General features: G+C 71.2%; 15 protein-coding genes and 1 tRNA gene. 4 read left to right on the forward strand and 12 right to left on the reverse strand.

Annotated features, from left to right (window positions below; all coding sequences use genetic code 11):
* Position 1: 1 nt before the first annotated feature.
* Positions 2-394, forward strand: a complete 393-nt coding sequence (locus tag ACFY2A_RS00510) for a DUF4260 domain-containing protein (protein WP_363923623.1) — start codon at positions 2-4, stop codon at positions 392-394.
* 80 nt (positions 395-474) lie between these two features.
* Here the strand turns inward: ACFY2A_RS00510 and ACFY2A_RS00515 are convergent, their stop codons facing one another.
* The 4 genes from ACFY2A_RS00515 to ACFY2A_RS00530 form a co-directional block, all read right to left on the reverse strand.
* Positions 475-888 (reverse strand): hypothetical protein, encoded by a 414-nt coding sequence (locus ACFY2A_RS00515; RefSeq protein WP_387166657.1) that lies wholly within the window; start codon positions 886-888, stop codon positions 475-477.
* A gap of 260 nt (positions 889-1,148) precedes the next feature.
* The gene (locus ACFY2A_RS00520) at positions 1,149-1,787 is read right to left on the reverse strand and encodes a hypothetical protein (protein ID WP_363923627.1); all 639 of its coding nucleotides are present in this window, start codon (positions 1,785-1,787) and stop codon (positions 1,149-1,151) included.
* Complete coding sequence (locus tag ACFY2A_RS00525; RefSeq protein WP_387166661.1) at positions 1,787-2,302, reverse strand: SigE family RNA polymerase sigma factor; 516 nt, start codon at positions 2,300-2,302, stop codon at positions 1,787-1,789. The genes ACFY2A_RS00520 and ACFY2A_RS00525 overlap by 1 nt, the downstream gene beginning before the upstream one ends.
* 296 nt (positions 2,303-2,598) lie before the next feature.
* Positions 2,599-2,671 (reverse strand) — tRNA-Thr (locus tag ACFY2A_RS00530).
* 128 nt (positions 2,672-2,799) lie between these two features.
* Here ACFY2A_RS00530 and ACFY2A_RS00535 point away from each other — a divergent pair.
* Entirely contained in the window at positions 2,800-4,587 is a 1,788-nt protein-coding gene (locus ACFY2A_RS00535) for a metallophosphoesterase (protein ID WP_363923631.1), read from the forward strand.
* A gap of 119 nt (positions 4,588-4,706) precedes the next feature.
* Here the strand turns inward: ACFY2A_RS00535 and ACFY2A_RS00540 are convergent, their stop codons facing one another.
* The 6 genes from ACFY2A_RS00540 to tmk form a co-directional block, all read right to left on the reverse strand.
* Complete coding sequence (locus ACFY2A_RS00540) at positions 4,707-5,537, reverse strand: regulatory iron-sulfur-containing complex subunit RicT (RefSeq protein ID WP_363923633.1); 831 nt, start codon at positions 5,535-5,537, stop codon at positions 4,707-4,709.
* 338 nt (positions 5,538-5,875) lie between these two features.
* Positions 5,876-6,580, reverse strand: a complete 705-nt coding sequence (locus tag ACFY2A_RS00545) for a hypothetical protein (protein ID WP_363923635.1) — start codon at positions 6,578-6,580, stop codon at positions 5,876-5,878.
* The gene (locus ACFY2A_RS00550; RefSeq protein ID WP_363923637.1) at positions 6,580-6,885 is read right to left on the reverse strand and encodes a type VII secretion target; all 306 of its coding nucleotides are present in this window, start codon (positions 6,883-6,885) and stop codon (positions 6,580-6,582) included. The genes ACFY2A_RS00545 and ACFY2A_RS00550 overlap by 1 nt, the downstream gene beginning before the upstream one ends.
* 1 nt (position 6,886) lies before the next feature.
* Positions 6,887-7,216, reverse strand: a complete 330-nt coding sequence (locus ACFY2A_RS00555) for a YbaB/EbfC family nucleoid-associated protein (protein WP_387166666.1) — start codon at positions 7,214-7,216, stop codon at positions 6,887-6,889.
* Between the two features lie 145 nt (positions 7,217-7,361).
* Positions 7,362-8,576, reverse strand: coding sequence for a DNA polymerase III subunit delta' (locus tag ACFY2A_RS00560; RefSeq protein ID WP_387166670.1), 1,215 nt, complete (start codon positions 8,574-8,576; stop codon positions 7,362-7,364).
* Entirely contained in the window at positions 8,576-10,936 is a 2,361-nt protein-coding gene (tmk, locus tag ACFY2A_RS00565) for a dTMP kinase (protein WP_387166673.1), read from the reverse strand. Before tmk ends, ACFY2A_RS00560 begins: the two co-directional genes overlap by 1 nt.
* A 148-nt stretch (positions 10,937-11,084) precedes the next feature.
* Between tmk and ACFY2A_RS00570 the strand changes: the two genes are divergently transcribed.
* The gene (locus ACFY2A_RS00570) at positions 11,085-12,293 is read left to right on the forward strand and encodes an amino acid deaminase/aldolase (RefSeq protein WP_387166676.1); all 1,209 of its coding nucleotides are present in this window, start codon (positions 11,085-11,087) and stop codon (positions 12,291-12,293) included.
* A 47-nt stretch (positions 12,294-12,340) separates the two neighbouring features.
* Here ACFY2A_RS00570 and ACFY2A_RS00575 read toward each other — a convergent pair whose 3' ends face one another.
* On the reverse strand, positions 12,341-12,994 hold the full coding sequence (locus ACFY2A_RS00575) for a TetR family transcriptional regulator (protein WP_363923773.1): 654 nt from the start codon (positions 12,992-12,994) through the stop codon (positions 12,341-12,343).
* A 224-nt stretch (positions 12,995-13,218) separates the two neighbouring features.
* On the opposite strand from ACFY2A_RS00575, the gene ACFY2A_RS00580 reads away from it, so the two are divergent.
* Positions 13,219-14,535: a D-arabinono-1,4-lactone oxidase gene (locus ACFY2A_RS00580; protein WP_387166679.1), complete on the forward strand. Its 1,317-nt coding sequence runs from the start codon at positions 13,219-13,221 to the stop codon at positions 14,533-14,535.
* Between the two features lie 65 nt (positions 14,536-14,600).
* Here ACFY2A_RS00580 and ACFY2A_RS00585 read toward each other — a convergent pair whose 3' ends face one another.
* Positions 14,601-15,488, reverse strand: coding sequence for a DUF559 domain-containing protein (locus tag ACFY2A_RS00585; RefSeq protein WP_387166682.1), 888 nt, complete (start codon positions 15,486-15,488; stop codon positions 14,601-14,603).
* Between the last annotated feature and the right edge of the window lie 183 nt (positions 15,489-15,671).

Here is a 15,671-nt window from a genome sequence, read left to right on the forward strand (position 1 = left end):
GTTGTTGAACCCGGTCCAGACGCAGCGCATCGAGGGCGTCGCCGTGGCAGCCTTCGCCGTCGTGGTTACCGTCGCCGTCGGGTACGCGTGGTGGTGGCTGCTCGCCCTCTTCCTGATCTTCGACCTGTCCATGGTCGGCTATCTGCGTGGCCCGCACGTGGGTGCCTTCTGCTACAACCTGGGGCACTCCTACGCGCTGCCGGCGCTGCTCGGCGCGATCGCGGTGGCCGCCGCCGCTTTCCGTGAGCCGATCGACTGGCTCGGGATCCTCGCCATCGCGTGGGTGTTCCACATCGCCGTCGACCGCGCCCTCGGCTACGGCCTCAAGACGACCGAGGGATTCGAGCACACCCACCTCGGACGCATCGGAAAGGCCAAGCGGTCCGCCAACTGATCACCTTGACCATGCCGTGACGGCCCGTGCCACACCTGCCGCAGCAGCTGGCTTGGCTGCTTCCTTGGCTGCTCCCGGGGCTAGGCGCTCCGCCCGATGTAGCCCCGGGTCCATGACTCCATGAATCGACCCCAGGTGATCGGTCGGGCTCGGCGCAGGTAGGCCGCAATCAGGGCCAGTCCGCCACCGCCTGTCGAGAGGAGCAGCCAACGGGGCAGCTCGCGCGATACCGGTGCTGGGGCACAGGCGGTGGGCGTGAAGTCCACGGTCAGCCGCGTCTGTGCCGGCGGGATGCGCCCTCCGGGAAACGCCTTCCGGTCGATGCCGCAGTAGGCCGGTCCGTCGCTCGAATCGATCGATAGCAGGGCCAAGGCGGGGCGTCCGCTGCGGTCGGCCTCGACGGAGACCACGGTGCCGGGGACCAACTCGCCAGCCGGCGGCGGCGGCCCCAGATCGGCGAACAGGCCCGCTAGGAGAAGCGCGGTCGAGGTCATGACGCCAAATATGGTGAACCTGGGCCATAGCGGTAAGCGAGACGCTCGCCGCCGTTTGCGGCCCGAGAAAGGCATGGCCGAGACGTTAGTCGGATCGAGCAAGACCATTTTCGCGGCATCCGGCAGATTCGCTTGGCTCGTTTGGCTGCTCAGCCTGGCGAGGGTGCAATCGAAAGGCCCAGGTCATGATCGGCGATGAAGCCGGTCGTCCCGCCTAACCCGCCGCGCACCTTGCGGAGGTGCGCGGCGGACGACGGACGTCAGCCGGCGATGCGTTCGACCCCCGGCTGGACGTGGATGCCGTCGGCGAACTCGATGATGTCCTGCTGGGTCCAGCCGCTGGCGTCCCAGATCTGCACCAGCATCCAGACGCCGTCGGGCTGCTTGACCCACAGGTTCTTGCCGCCTTGGATGCCATCGGCGGCATTGAGCACGCCAGGCTTGCCGCCGACCTCGAGTTGCGTACCGGTCGGGGTGGAGCGGTCGTCCTTCGACTGCAGCATGATGCCGATCTTGCCGATGAACGCCAGCGGGTTCTTGTCCGCCGCGTTCTTCGGAGCGATCGTCAGCTCGCTGGTAGTGCCGCCCTGGATCTCCCAGCCCGCTGGGACTTTGTCGATCGTGAAGCCTTGAGGCTGCTTGCCCTCGTAGGCCACGAGGCGGGTAGCCACGACTTGGGCCGACGCGTTGTCGGGAGTGGTGGTGGTCGGGCCGGCCTGGGTGCCGTAGGTGACGGCGACGGCCAGCGCGGCGACCGCGAAGGCCGAGGCGCCCAGCGCGCGGGCGGACCGGCGGCGGCGCAGCGCCCGGCGGCCCCGAGCCAGGTCGGCGTCGGCCTCGGCGGCCGACGGCTCGGCGGCTGGGCCGGCGATCCGGTCGAGCCGGTCGTGCAGATCCATCATCGGGTGACTCCTGTCAGGGAAGATTCGTCAAGGGCGGCCCGCAACCGGTCCAGGGCACGGGCGGTCTGGCTCTTCACCGTTCCCTCGGAGCAGCCGAGGGCGTCGGCGGTGTCGGCTACGGAAAGGTCGTAGAAGTAGCGGAAAACCACTGCGGCGCGCATCTTTGGTGGCAGGTCGCGAAGGGTCGCGCGCAGGCCGTCGTCGAGGTCGCCGCCGCTGCCCGGTTCGGCGCGGGAACGGTCCGGAAGTTCCGCCACCGAGCGTTCGTGGCGGCGCCACCACCGACGGCGTTCGTCGGTGAGCGCGTTGACCAGGGTCCGGCGCAGGTAGCCCTCGATGTTGTCCGCCCGCTGGACCGCCGGCCAGGCGACGTACAGCTTGGTCAGTGTGGACTGGACCAGATCCTCGGCCAGATGCGCGTCACCACCGGTCAGCAGCGTCGCCGTTCGTACCAGCCCGGAGCGCCGGCTGAGCACGAAGCTGTGGAACTGCTCGTCACGGTCACGTTTCACACACGCTCTCCTTCACTCTCACAGCCCCCTGACGATTCGCGAGCGAGCGGGGTTGCACGGCGGAGAACGAAGGCCCGATGGTTTGTCGCCCGGTCCGGCAGTGCCTCGGAGCCCCACTGCTCGACGGACGGTTCCGGATGGCGTCCGCAACGTGTGCGAGGGTTCTCGCGTCGTCGGGGTCGAGCCGGCACGTGGACAGGTGTGCCTCGGCCGCGGCGAACAGGTCCCCCTCGCGGTGAGGTTGTCGACCTCGGGAAACGGCGAAGCCCAGGTCGATGACCTGGGCTTCCATACCGAGCCGCCTGACGGAATCGAACCGTCGACCTACGCATTACGAGTGCGTCGCTCTGCCGACTGAGCTAAGGCGGCAACGGTGGTCAAGTGTACGGCACGCACCGATTCCCGGCCGAGCGGGATTGCTCCCGAGTCGAACGAACCGGGCACCCGGGGCGTTTCCGGGGTCGTCGGGTCACCCGGGTCGCACTACGCTGCGGCGAATGACCGACGATCACACCCCTCGCGACGAACCGGTCGACGTCGGGCCGCCGTCCAGCGACCGGACGCCGCCGCCGGGGCCGTACGCCGGGGAGGCCGCCGGAGGTCGAGCGGCCCGGCGGCCCCGCAGTACCGATCCGCTGGAGCTTGGCTTCACGCCCCGCAAGCCGGTGCCGTGGCTCGCGCCGTTCCTGCTGATCAGCACCGGGCTGCGTACGCTGCTGGCGATGCTGTTCGGTGCGTACCTGGACAAGCGGGAACTCCAGAAGGCGCTGGACGCGGAAATTGCCCGGCAGGTGGGGCCGGACGGAGGGCTCTGGCTCGACTACGTGGCCGACCTGGGTGACGGGTTCAACGCCACCTATTCCGTGGCCTACCTGCTCGCCCAGCGGGAGATCACCGTGGACGGGCACCGGCTGCCCCGGGCGCAGACCCTGGTGATGGGTGGCGACCAGGTCTACCCGTCGGCGGAGTACGCGGCGTACGAGGACCGGTGCAAGGGGCCGTACCAGGCGGCACTGCCGGCCACCCCGCCGGAGCAGCCGACGATCTTCGCGGTGCCCGGCAACCACGACTGGTACGACGGGCTGACCGCGTTCCTGAGGCTGTTCGTCCGTACCCGGGACCGGCACTTCGGTGGCTGGCGTACCGGCCAGTCCCGGTCGTACTTCGCCGCCGAGCTTCCGGCCGACTGGTGGCTGCTCGGTCTCGACGACCAGTCCGGCTCGTACGTCGACGACCCGCAGCTCACCTACTTCGACGCGGTGGCGAAGCGGCTCGGGCCGCAGAGCCGGGTGATCCTGGCGGTGCCGGCTCCGGCCTGGGTGAAGGCCGTCGACCAACCCACCGCGTACGACTCGATCGACTACTTCATCCGGACCATCGTCGCGCCCACCGGCGCTCAGGTCCGGCTGCTGATCTCCGGCGACCTGCACCACTACGCGCGGTATACCGGGCCGGACGGGCGGCAGTTGGTGACCTGCGGCAGCGGTGGTGCCTACCTGTACCCGACACACAAGCTGCCCGAGCGCATCGAGGTGCCGCCGCGCGACACCCTGGCCCGCCGGTCCAGCCCGTCCCGGGCGTACGAGTTGGCTGGCCGGTACCCCAACGCCGCCCGCTCCCGCCGGTACGGCTGGGGGATCTTCGCTCGGCTGCCGCGCCGCAACCCGGGCTTCTCGACGTTGCTGGGCGTCCTGCAAACCCTGCTGATGCTCTCCATGGCCGGCGTGACCGACTTCCGTTCCGAGGCCTCCGAACAGCGGCTGTTCAGCGTGCCGCTGGTGATGATGGTGCTGGTGACGGTGCTCGCGGCGGCGATGTTCGCGAAACCGCCCAGTTCCAGCGGCAAGCGCCACGCCCGGCACTGGATCCTTGGCGTCGGGCACGGGTTGGCGCACGTCGGGCTGGCCGCCGCCGGCACCTGGGCCTGGCTCGCCCTGCCGTTCCACGACTGGTCCTGGCCGCTGCCGGCGGTGGCCGCGGCAGTGGTCTACCTGCCGGTGATCGGGCTGGTGGCCAGCCAGTTGGTGGCCGCGTACCTGCTGCTCGCGAGCGCTTTCGGGGTCAATGTCAACGAGTTGTTCGCCGGGCAGGGCATCGAGGACGCCAAGGGCTTCGTCAGGATGCGCATCGACCCCGACGGCACGCTCACCCTCTACCCGATCGCCGTCGACCGCGTCGCCCGCGACTGGCAGGTCAACCCCGACCACTCCCCCGAGTCCTCCTGGCTAACCCCCACCACCCCCCTGACCCCCCACCTGGCCGAACCCCCCATCACCCTCACCTGACCACCCACCCCACCCCACCCTTACCGTTGATCATGAGGTTAGCGGCGATGTCGATCTCTGAAACTGCCGCTAACCTCATGATCGACGCGGACCAGCAGGGGTGGATCGCGGGGATGGGGTCAGCGGGTGTCGTAGGCGCGGCGGGAGCCGCAGACGTCGGCGCGGGAGCACCTGGAGCGGGAGCCGTCGGCGTCCATGCGGACGGTCACCGCGTCTCTCGGGACGCTGTGGCCGACCACGCGGCCCTCGCCCTCGGGCGTGGTGACGCGGGTGCCGATCGCCGGGGCGGATTCGGCGAACTTGGCGTACAGGGGATGTTCGTACTTGAGGCAGCACATCAGCCGACCGCACGCGCCGGAGATCCGCAGCGGGTTGAGCGGGAGATCCTGGTCCTTGGCCATCCGAATGGTGACCGGCTCGAAGTCGTTAAGGAAGGTGGCGCAGCACAGATCCCGCCCGCAGGAGCCGATGCCGCCCTGCACCCGCGCGGAGTCGCGGGCCGAGAGCTGGCGCAACTCCACCCGGCAGTGCAGGGTCGCACCGAGATCACGAACCAGGGAGCGGAAGTCCACCCGGTGTGGGGCGGTGAAGTAGATGGTGCTGCGCTCACCGCCACTCTCGCCGTTGCCGAGCACGTGGTCGACCGCCACCACCTTCATCGGCAAACCGTGCTCGCGGATCAGCCGCTTGGCGGCGACCTTCGCCTCGGCCTTGCGCCGCCGCAGTTCCTCGTCGCGGCGCAGGTCCTCCTCCTGCGCGAGCCCGGCCAGCCGGGGGAAGCCCGCCGTCTCCTCGGTGACCCACTGTGCCGCCCACACGCACTCCGCCACCTCGGGGCCGTCGTCGGTGGGCACCAGCACCTTGTCGCCCACCTGCGGCCGCAGCTCACCGGGGTCGAGATAGTAGAGGCGCCCGTACCGCTGGAAGCTGACCGCGCAGAGCATGCCCATCCCCTCACCCTACGTCGCGCGGGCGGGAACGTGCCGGGTCGATCGGCGGCGCGTTCCACCAGACCGCAAGCCGCCGTCACGCCGTGCAGCCATCCACGATTGTCGACTCGACCGATCCCCATCCCGACCACCGGTACGACGATGCCGCCCGGACGGCTGAAACCTGCGTCACGGGCGCGACAAGCCCGGGCCGAACGCGTTGAGTGGAGAGCAGACCTGCGGGGGGTGCAGGGAAGGTCACGGCGCCGCTGACGGGCCACCCGCAAGGGTGCCCGCGAGCGGCGCCGTGCGCCCTGTGGACGCGCGGGTGCAGGCACCGGAGACAGTGTCGGCGGGCGTCACCAGCCGACCCGGGTCGTCCAGCCACCTGCCGGGCCACCACCGGTGTCCGGGCGGAACCGCCCGCCCCCCGGTCGCCACGGGGACTCGGCCAGGCTCGGTGACCACTGCCGCAACAGGGTCTCCGCGCCGTCGTACGCGACGCAGAGCACCGCCAGCACCCGGGCGCCGATCTCGGCGGCGGCAACCCCGCCCGACCCGGAGGCCCCGGCCTCCGCCGTCGTCCGGCGCACCGAGGTGGCGGCGACGACGGCTACCGCCTCGGCCGAGCCGATCGCCTCGGCCAGTGCCCGGGCGACGGCGAGCCGGCTGCCTTCCACCCAGTCGGCGAGGGCGTCGGCGTAGCCGGCGGTGGCTTCCAGCCGCCCGACCAGGCTCTCGGGGCCCTCGTCAAGATGCCGCAGGAGCGTCGCGCGGGACTGGCCGTACGCCATGGCGGCCGAACCGGACCAGAGCAACGGGTCGGTCAGCGCGGCGCAGGCGTGGTCGTAGCCGTGCACGTGCCGGCGCACGGCGTGCCCGGCGGTGGCCAGTGGCCCCGGGCGCAGGTCGAGAAAGCCACGCAGCGCGTCACCGGGCAGCACCTGCATCCGGCGCAGCAGCGGCCAGACCCGGTGCCCCTCGGGAGCACCGGCGGCGAGCAGCGTGTCGACCCGCCCCAGCAGGTCGAGGCCGGGCTCGGCGAGCCGGTCGAGGAAATCCATCACGCCTCACCGGCGAGCCGGCGGGAGACGGCGGAGTCGGTGTCGGAGTAGCGGTCGGCAGCCTTGCGCAGCGCGGCGGCCACGGAAGCCACCTGGGTGGCTGCGGTGTGCGCCTCCCGGGCCCGATCGCCGGTGGCGGCCACCCACTGCCGGTGCAGGGCCCGACCGACCTCGCCCGGCCGGCCCGGCGCGTCGGCACCGAACGCCACCTGCGCCGGGTCGCCGGCGGTGACCGATCGGGAGAGGGCGGTCAGCGTGGCGCTCGCCTCGTCGAGGCGGCCAGCGAGGATGCGAAGGCTGTCCATCTCAGGCCCCCGTCAGCGGTCGGTACGCGGTGAAGGTCTCGTTGTGCAGTTTTTCCCTCGCCCACTCCGCGGCGTCGGCGGCGGCGGTGACCGCAGCCCGCACCGAGTCGGCAACGTCACGCGGTGCCCGGGCGTGCAGCGAACCGAGGAACCGCACATCGGTGATCCGGCCGCCGGCGGTGACCACCACCTCGACCAGGCCGTCCGGTGAGCGGACGGTGACCTCGACCGTCGCCACGGCTTGGTCGAACTCGGCCTGGAGAGACTCGATACGGCGGTAGCGCCGGACCGCCTCCTCGATCCACGCCTCGTCGATCTCACCCCGCGGCATCGCCGGACTCCTCCCGGTTTCATCACTGTGCGTGCCGCTACCGTCACCACGGCACACCGGACCGTACCGCACGCGAATTGCGCCTGTCGATGGCTGTGGGCAACGGTCCGGCTACAGGGCTGCCAGGGACGTCGAGCGGCGGCGGTCAGCCCTTCCAGAGGGCGAGCATCATCGCCTCGACGGCGATCCGGGGCTTGACGTTGGCCTCGATCGCGGCGCGACAGGTGAGCACCGCCTCCAGGCGCCGCAGCGACCCCTCCGCCCGCCAGCTACGGGCACCCGCCTCGGCCAGCTCGGCGGTGTCGGAGTGCACCGGTGACACCGGCGCACCAAGCGCCATGGTCAATGCGTCCCGGTAGAAGGCGGCGAGGTCCACCAGGGCCCGATCCAGCGCGTCCCGCTGGGCCCGGGTCGCCCGCGACTTCTGGCGTCGTTCCAGATCCTTCAGTTGCCCGGCGGATCCCCGGGCGGCGCCGGCCGCACCCCGACCAGTGCCGCCAGCACCGAGCGCCGTCTCCAGCGCCGCGCGCTCTGCGGCATCGACCTCCACGACCGACGCCTCGGCCTCCGCCTCGGCGGCTTCGATCAGCGCGGACGCCGCGTCGAAGGCGGCACCCACCCCGGTGAGCCGACGCGGCACCGCGAGCACCGCCTCCCGCCGGACACGAGCCTGCGGATCACGCGCCAGCCGGCGGGCCCGTCCCACATGGCCCTGCGTGGCGGCGGCCGTCCAGCGGGCCACGTCGGGGTCGATCCCGTCCCGGCGGACGAGCACCTCGGCCACCGCCTCGGCCGCCGGCTGCCGAAGCGGTACCACCCGGCACCGCGACCGGATGGTCACCGAGATGTCGTCGGGGTGGGTGGACGGCGCGCAGAGCAGGAAGACCGTACGCGGCGGAGGCTCCTCCACCGCCTTCAGCAGCGCGTTGCCGGCCGCCTCGGTCAACCGGTCGGCATCCTCGATGATGACGACCTGCCAACGCCCACCGGACGGCGTACTGGCCGCGCGGAGCACCAGCGCCCGCATCTCGTTCACCCCGATGGAGAGCCCTTCGGGAACCACCAGCCGGACATCGGCGTGGGTGCCGGCGAGGGTGGTGTGGCAGCCGGGACACTCGCCGCAGCCGGTGCCGTGTACGCACTGCAGTGCGGCCGCGAAGGCTCGCGCCGCGACCGACCGACCGGAGCCGGGCGGGCCGGTGAAGATCCAGGCGTGGGTCATCCCCCCGCCCGGGTCAGCGCCGGCGGCCACCTCGGACTCGTCCGTGGCGCGCAGCACGGCGGCGGCAGCCGCAGCGGCCCGGCGCAGCGTCTGCACCGCCTCGTCCTGCCCGACCAGGTCGGCGAAGGCGTCCGGCATCAGGTCCGCTCCGTCGTCACCAGCTCCGACGGGGATAACTCGGGCTGCACCGAGGTGTCCGGACCGTGCGCCGGGCCCGGGTGTTCGACCCCGTCGGCGCTGCCGAGCAGTTCCTCCACCCGGCGGGCGACCCGCTCGGCGATCTCCTCGGCCGGGCGGGCACCGTCGAGCACCAGGTAACGCTTCGGGTCGGCGGCAGCGAGATCGAGGAAGGCGTAACGGACCCGGTCATGGAAGGTGATCGACTCGGCCTCCAGCCGGTCGGCGCTCTCCGGGCGCGCGGCGACCCGGGACAGCCCGGTACGCGGATCGACGTCGAGCAGCACCACCAGATCGGGCTTGAGCCCGCCGGTGGCCCAGGAGGAAAGCCAGGACACCTCGTCGACCGGCAGCGTCCGGCCGGCGCCCTGGTAGGCCAGGGACGAGTCGACGTACCGGTCGCTGATCACCACGGCGCCCCGGGTCAGCGCGGGCCGGACCACGGTGGCCACATGATGCGCCCGGTCGGCGGCGTAGAGCAGCGCCTCGGCGCGCGGGGAGGGTGCCTCGTCGGGCGCGGTGTCCAGCACCAGTGATCTGATCCGGGCACCGACGCCGGTGGCGCCCGGTTCCCGGGTGACCACCACGTCCCGTTCCCTGCCGCGGAGCAGCTCGGCCAGTTTGCCGAGCTGGGTCGACTTGCCGGCGCCCTCGCCACCCTCGAAGACCACGAAGAGTCCGGCCGAGACGAACGGCTCGGCCGGCATCAGCGGACGGCCCCGGATCGACCCCCACAGGTCGGCCAGGACCGGCACGCCCTTCTTGTCGTCCATCTGGCCGAAGGCGCTGATCCCGGCGAAGATTCCAGCCGCACCGGCGACGAGCAGCAGCAGGCGGGTGGAGGAGACGGAGATGCCGAGGTCGGCGATGGTCAGCGTGCGGGAGCCACCGACACCGGCCAGCAGGCTCCCGAGCGCGATCGCCAGGATCAGCACGAGCCGGGTGCCGATCTGCACCACGGCGAAGACCCGGCCGCGTACCTCGTCGGCGACCTCGCCGCCGAGCAGGGTGGTGCCGGAGAGAAAGGCCATCCCGGCGCCGGCCCCGACGAAGACCGCACCGACAAGCGCCATGGACAGGTGGATGGCGAAGGCCAGGGTCATCACCGAGGCGCTGGCCAGCACGATGCTCATGCCGAACCAGCGACGCCGAGACATCTCCCGCACGATCATCGGCCCGAGCCCGATGCCGAGGGCCAGGCCGATGAAGATCGCGCCGAACAGCAGGTAGAACGCCGCATCACCAGCGCCGAGCGAGTCGGCGAAGAACCGGGCGGTGCCGATGACGATGCCGCCCCCGGCGAAGGCGCCGAGGATGCCGAGGACCAGTCCGCGCACCAGCGGGGTCTGCCCGATGTACTTCCAGCCCTCGGTGAACTGGCGCATCATGCTCTGCTCGGTGCGCTCCCGTTCGTCGGTCTGACCCTGGCTGATCTCCTTGATACCGAAGGCCACCACGACAGCGGTGGCGAGCCGGGAGAACGCGTTGAACCAGAGCGCGAGTTGGGCCGGCTGGGCCCAGTCCGGCATCTCGCCGCCGGTGGCACCCCGGATGATGCCGTCGAGCGACGAGAGCACGATCGCGGCGAAGACCGGGGTCAGGCCGTACGTGGTGATCAGGGTCAGCTGGTTGGCAGTCTCCAGGCGGGCCCGCGGGATGAGGTTCGGTACCGCGGCCTCCTTGGCCGGGATCCAGAGCAGGGTGACCGTCTCGATCAGGAAGGTGGCGATCGCCGCCCAACTGACCACCCGCGCGCCGCTGGCACCGGTCAGCGCGTAGAGCGGGATGGAGGCGAAGAGCACGAACCGCAGCAGGTCGCAAATGACCATCGTCCAGCGCCGGTCGAACCGGTCGGCGAGCACTCCGGCGACCGGGCCGAGCAGCAGGGCGGGTAACAGCCGAATGGCGATCACGCCACCGAAGGCCGCACCCTTGGCGGTGCTCCCCTCCACCTGGGCGGCGGCGAAAACGCTTGTGGCGAGCAGGCCGAGCCAGTCACCGAAGGAGGCGGCGCCGAGCACGATCCAGAGCCGCCGGAAGGGCCGGATGCGCAGCACCGAACGGATCGCACCGTACCCGGTCAGGTCGGGTTGGCCGCCGGAGCCGCCTGGCGGGCTCTGCGTCCCCGCCTTGCCGGGCTGGTTCGCGGCACCGCCGGACTGGCCGGTCGCGCCGCGTCCGGTCTCGTCTCGTCCGGCCGCGCCGGTGGGCTGTCCGGCTGCGCCGGTGGGTTGGTCCGCGGACGGCGACACGCCGGACGACTCGCCGTTGAACTCGCTTTCGATGGCCGTACCTCCACGTGCCGGCCCATCGCTGGGCACCCCCGGTGGAACACTCTAAACCCGGTAAGGACGTCCTTCCGTCCTGCACCGCCTGCTCGCCGAGCCTAGGCCGCTGTGGCCAGCCCGACCCAGGCAACGCGGACGCGAGGGTATTTCGCATTCACCGTTTCACAGTTAGCGTGCACACGTGGCCACCGACAGCGAGAATTTGCGCCACCGGCTGGACCGGGCGACCGCGCACCTCGACCCGCCGTACGCGGTGGTCGACCTCGGCGCCTTCGACGCCAACGCCGCCGCGCTCGTCGATCTGGCCGGCGGCAAGCCGTTGCGGGTCGCCAGCAAATCGGTACGCAGTCGCGAGTTGATCGCCCGCACGCTGGCCCGGCCGGGCTGGCACGCGGTGATGGCGTTCACCCTGCCCGAGGCGATCTGGCTGGTCCGCAGCGGGATCAGCGCCGACGTGCTGGTGGCGTACCCCACCGTCGACCGAGGCGCACTTGCCGAACTCGGCGCCGACCCGGCGCTCGCCGACGCGATCACCCTGATGGTCGACGACCCGGATCAACTGGACTTTTACGAGACGGTGTCGCCTTCCGGACACCGATCCGAGCTACGCATCTGCCTGGACCTGGACGCCTCATGGCGACTGTTGGGCGGGCGGTTGCACGTCGGCGTCCGCCGGTCACCTGTACACAGCGCCCGGGCGGCCGGCCGGTTGGCCGCCACCGTCGCCCGACGGCCCGGCTTCCGCCTGGTCGGGCTGATGTCGTACGAGGCGCAGATCGCCGGCCTGGGCGACGCACCGCCCGGGCGGACGGCGCTCGGCACCGCGATCCGGTTGGCCCAGCGCGGTTCGTACCGCGAGCTGCTGGTCCGCCGGAGCGCGGCGGTGGCCGCCGTACGCGAGCACGCCGACCTGGAATTCGTCAACGGCGGCGGCACCGGCAGCGTGGCCGCGACCCGCGCCGATCCCGCGGTGACCGAGATCACCGCGGGATCAGGCCTGTACGGGCCGACGCTGTTCGACGCCTACCGCGCCTGGCGTCCCACCCCGGCGGCCTTCTTCGCCTGCGGGGTGGTCCGGCGCCCGACGCCCGAACTGGCCACCGTGCTGGGTGGTGGCTGGATCGCCTCCGGCTCGGCCGACCGCAGCCGGCTGCCCCGACCATGGCTGCCCGCCGGGCTCAGTCTGCTCGGCGCCGAAGGTGCCGGCGAGGTCCAGACCCCGTTGACCGGCGCAACCGCCGCCCAGCTGCGCATCGGCGACCGGGTCTGGTTCCGGCACGCGAAGTCGGGCGAACTGTGTGAACGAGTGAACGAGCTGCACCTGGTGGACGGCGACCAGGTGGTGGCCACCGTGCCGACCTACCGGGGCGAGGGTCGGGCCTTCCTCTGACCGCCTGGTTGTCGGCTGCCTCGACTGCCCGGCTTGGGCCGTCGGTGTCAGGCGGGTTGGGCCGCTGGCTGCGCGGGTTCTGCGTCGGCGACGATCTGGTCGTCGGCCGGCTTCGCCGGCTGCACCACCGGCCGACGGCCGGCGTCACCCCGAGCGTTGACCTGCCGGTGCAGGTACTCCCGGATCAGCGCCTTCGCCTCGGTAAGCACCCGGTCGTCGCCGTCCGGCTTGCGCCGGAACGCCAGCTTGATCAGGGCGTCGGCCGCCTCCACCGCGATCTCCAGATGGAAATGCAGGTCCGGCACGTCGGCCAGCCCGAACCGCTCGGTGAGCACCCGGGCCAACTGGTCGGCGATCACCCCGTTGTTGTCCCGCTGCTCATCGAGCAGATGCAGGTCGACCACGTCGCCGAAGTGCAGGGTACGGAACCCGGGAACGGTGCGGTGCATCGTGATGTATTCATCGATCCCCGCGTCGACCCCGTCCCACCAGTGGGTCAGGTCGTCCGAGGCGAAGCGTTCATCGAGCCGCTGGAGGTAGGACTCCATCGTGCGCAGCGTCAGCGCCTGCACGATCGCCCGCTTGTCCGGAAAGAACTGGTAGACCGACCCGATCGCCACCTCGGCCCGCTCGGCGAGCAGGGTGGTGGTCAGCCCCTCGTACCCCACCTCGTCGACGAGTTCGGCGCAGGCGTCCAGCATCCGCTGGACCCGCGCGACACTACGACCCTGCACTGGTACTCGACGCAGTGGCCCGGTCGTGGCGGCTGAAGTGGACACTCGCCACCCCCTCTCGACGGATGAACATATCTGCACGTCACGAGTCCGTGACTACCGGTACAACGAGCGGACCTCGATTGCGGTGTTTACCAGGGACAACGTTCCTGATATGAATTCGGTTCATATTCACCTTGAGGAGCGGGCCCATGGTCGAAAGCACCGCCGCCGAGACCGCCGCCTGGTCGAACTGGGCGGGCAACCAACGCGGCACGGCCACCGCCGTACTACGGCCGTCCTCGGTCGACGAGGCCGCCGAACAGGTCCGACGTGCCACCGAAGCCGGTGAGCGGATCCGCCCGGTCGGCAGCGGCCACTCCTTCACCCCCGTCGCGGTCAGCGACGGGCAGCGGATGGACCTGACCCGACTCGCCATCGACGTACGTGTGGACATCGATCGACGCCTCGTCACCGTACCGGCCGCGATGACCCTACGGGAGGTGAACGCGCTACTTGCCGGTCACCGACTGGCCCTGCCCAACCTCGGTGACATCGACGCGCAGACCGTGGCCGGGGCCATCTCCACCGGCACCCACGGCACGGGTGCGGCCTACGGCGGGCTGGCCACCTTCGTCGAGGCGCTGACCCTGGTCACCGGTGCCGGAGAGGTGCTGCACTGTTCCGCCGAGCAGCATCCGGAGGTGTTCGACGCCGCCCGAGTCTCGCTCGGCGCGCTCGGCGTACTGGTCGAGGTGACGCTGCGCTGTGTGGACGCCTTCGTCCTGTTGGCACACGAACGTCCGGCGTCGCTGGACGCAGTGCTGGCGCAGGTGCCCGACCTGGTCGACGCGCACGATCACCTGGAGTTCTTCTGGTTCCCCTACACCGACCGGGTACAGCTCAAGACCAACGACCGGGTGCCCGTCAACGACCGCCCGCTGTCCCGCTGGCGCGGTTGGCTGGACGACGACTTCCTGGCCAACACCGTCTTCGCCGGGGCCTGCCGGCTCGGCCGCGCCGTGCCGGGCCTGGCACCGGGAATCAGCGCGATCTCCGCGCGGGCGCTCAGCGAGCGCCGCTACACCGGTCGCTCCGACGCCGTCTTCTGCAGCCCACGCCGGGTCCGCTTCCTGGAGATGGAGTACGCGCTACCGCGGGAGGCGCTGGTCGAGGCGCTGGAGGCGGTGCGTCGCATCATCGACGGGTTGCCGTTCAAGGTGCTCTTCCCGGTCGAGGTCCGGTTCAGCGCCGGTGACGGGATCTGGTTGTCACACGCCTACGGCCGTGATTCGGCGTACCTCGCCCTGCACCAGTACGTCGGCATGCCGTACGAGCCGTACTTCCGGGCCTTCGAGGAGGTGGCGACCGGGCTGGGTGGCCGGCCGCACTGGGGCAAACTGCACTGGCGCGACGCCGCCTCGCTGGCTGCCGCCTACCCCCGCTGGCCCGACTTCCAGCGCATCCGCGCCCACCTCGACCCCCACCACACCCTCACCACCCCTTACCTGACCACCCTCCTCGGCTGAACCCACCGCGAATCTTGGTCCGAATCCGCCCCTCAGGGGGCGCTGTCGTACCAAGATCTGCATGGTCACGGGCACCAACCCGCGGTCAGCAGGGCGGTGCGGAGCTGGGTGATGACCTGGGTGGGTGCGTGGCGGATCGCCCACGCCGGGAAGCGGAGCACCCGGTCACCGCGCTGCCAAAGGTCGTTCTGTCGTCGCATGTCCGCCCAGGCGGTAGCCGGGTCCAGGTGCTGACCGCCGTCGATCTCCACGAGCACCCGCCACTCCTCGAAGAACGCGTCCAGGTAGCGGCGCCGGCCGGCAGCATCCCGCCGAACCACCTGCCGAGTCGGCTCGGGCAGCCCGGCGCGACGAACGAGGGCGAGGAAATCCAACTCCGGCAGGGAATGGGCACCGCCAGCCGCATCGACGGCGGTCCGTCGAATCAGGGCGCGCCGCCGGGCGCGAGGCAGCCGATCGAGTACCCGCTGCACATCGTCGCCGCCAACAAGGCGCTGCTGAAAGCTGGCCGCGATTATGGCACACGCGTCCTGGTCGCTGGCCGCCCATTGCGCCGCGTCCACCATCGAACGGGCGGGCATCGTCCGACGCGGCAGCCCGACATCGAGGATGTCCTCGGCGGCCAGAATGGTGGTGCGGTGGACCCGGATGCTGGGCGGTAAGGATCGCGGCCGGTGCTCCGCGGGTATCAGCAGGTGCACGATTCCGTCGCCGTGTCTGCGCAGGCCCCACGCCCGCGCGGCGCTCAGCCCGCCAAGCACCGCCGCCGGGCCTACCGACAGGACGGCGATCCACGGCAGTTGCCCAGGTGTCAGCGGCCCGTTGTGTGTCACGTAAACGGCCCAGTGCACCTGCCGCCAACGACCGGAGGTCACCCGATGCCGGATGGCCTTGAGCGACAGGTGCAGCCGGGCCTGATCGAGGCTGAGCACCTGCTCCTGATGGAACAGCAACCACGTCAGCTCGTCCGCGTCGTCCCTCGGCAGGGCCAGTACCCGATCTCGGGACGTAGGCCCTGGCCTACGCTCCCAAGCGCGTGGCCATCCCGTCCCCGGCTTCCGACACTCCACGCCCCCACCCTGCCGCGCCCCCGTCTCCCCGGCCCCTGTGGACAGCGGAGAGATCTTGGTCCGCCA

Source organism: Micromonospora sp. NPDC000442 (assembly GCF_042898635.1).
Lineage (GTDB): Bacteria > Actinomycetota > Actinomycetes > Mycobacteriales > Micromonosporaceae > Micromonospora.

Coding starts and splice junctions, on each gene's coding strand:
- ACFY2A_RS00515 (WP_387166657.1), bottom strand. CDS start 888: ATGACCTCGACCGCGCTTCTCCTAGCGGGCCTGTTCGCCGATCTGGGG.
- ACFY2A_RS00520 (WP_363923627.1), bottom strand. CDS start 1,787: ATGGATCTGCACGACCGGCTCGACCGGATCGCCGGCCCAGCCGCCGAG.
- ACFY2A_RS00535 (WP_363923631.1), top strand. CDS start 2,800: ATGACCGACGATCACACCCCTCGCGACGAACCGGTCGACGTCGGGCCG.
- ACFY2A_RS00540 (WP_363923633.1), bottom strand. CDS start 5,537: ATGGGCATGCTCTGCGCGGTCAGCTTCCAGCGGTACGGGCGCCTCTAC.
- ACFY2A_RS00545 (WP_363923635.1), bottom strand. CDS start 6,580: ATGGATTTCCTCGACCGGCTCGCCGAGCCCGGCCTCGACCTGCTGGGG.
- ACFY2A_RS00550 (WP_363923637.1), bottom strand. CDS start 6,885: ATGGACAGCCTTCGCATCCTCGCTGGCCGCCTCGACGAGGCGAGCGCC.
- ACFY2A_RS00555 (WP_387166666.1), bottom strand. CDS start 7,216: ATGCCGCGGGGTGAGATCGACGAGGCGTGGATCGAGGAGGCGGTCCGG.
- ACFY2A_RS00560 (WP_387166670.1), bottom strand. CDS start 8,576: ATGCCGGACGCCTTCGCCGACCTGGTCGGGCAGGACGAGGCGGTGCAG.
- ACFY2A_RS00575 (WP_363923773.1), bottom strand. CDS start 12,994: ATGCTGGACGCCTGCGCCGAACTCGTCGACGAGGTGGGGTACGAGGGG.
- ACFY2A_RS00580 (WP_387166679.1), top strand. CDS start 13,219: ATGGTCGAAAGCACCGCCGCCGAGACCGCCGCCTGGTCGAACTGGGCG.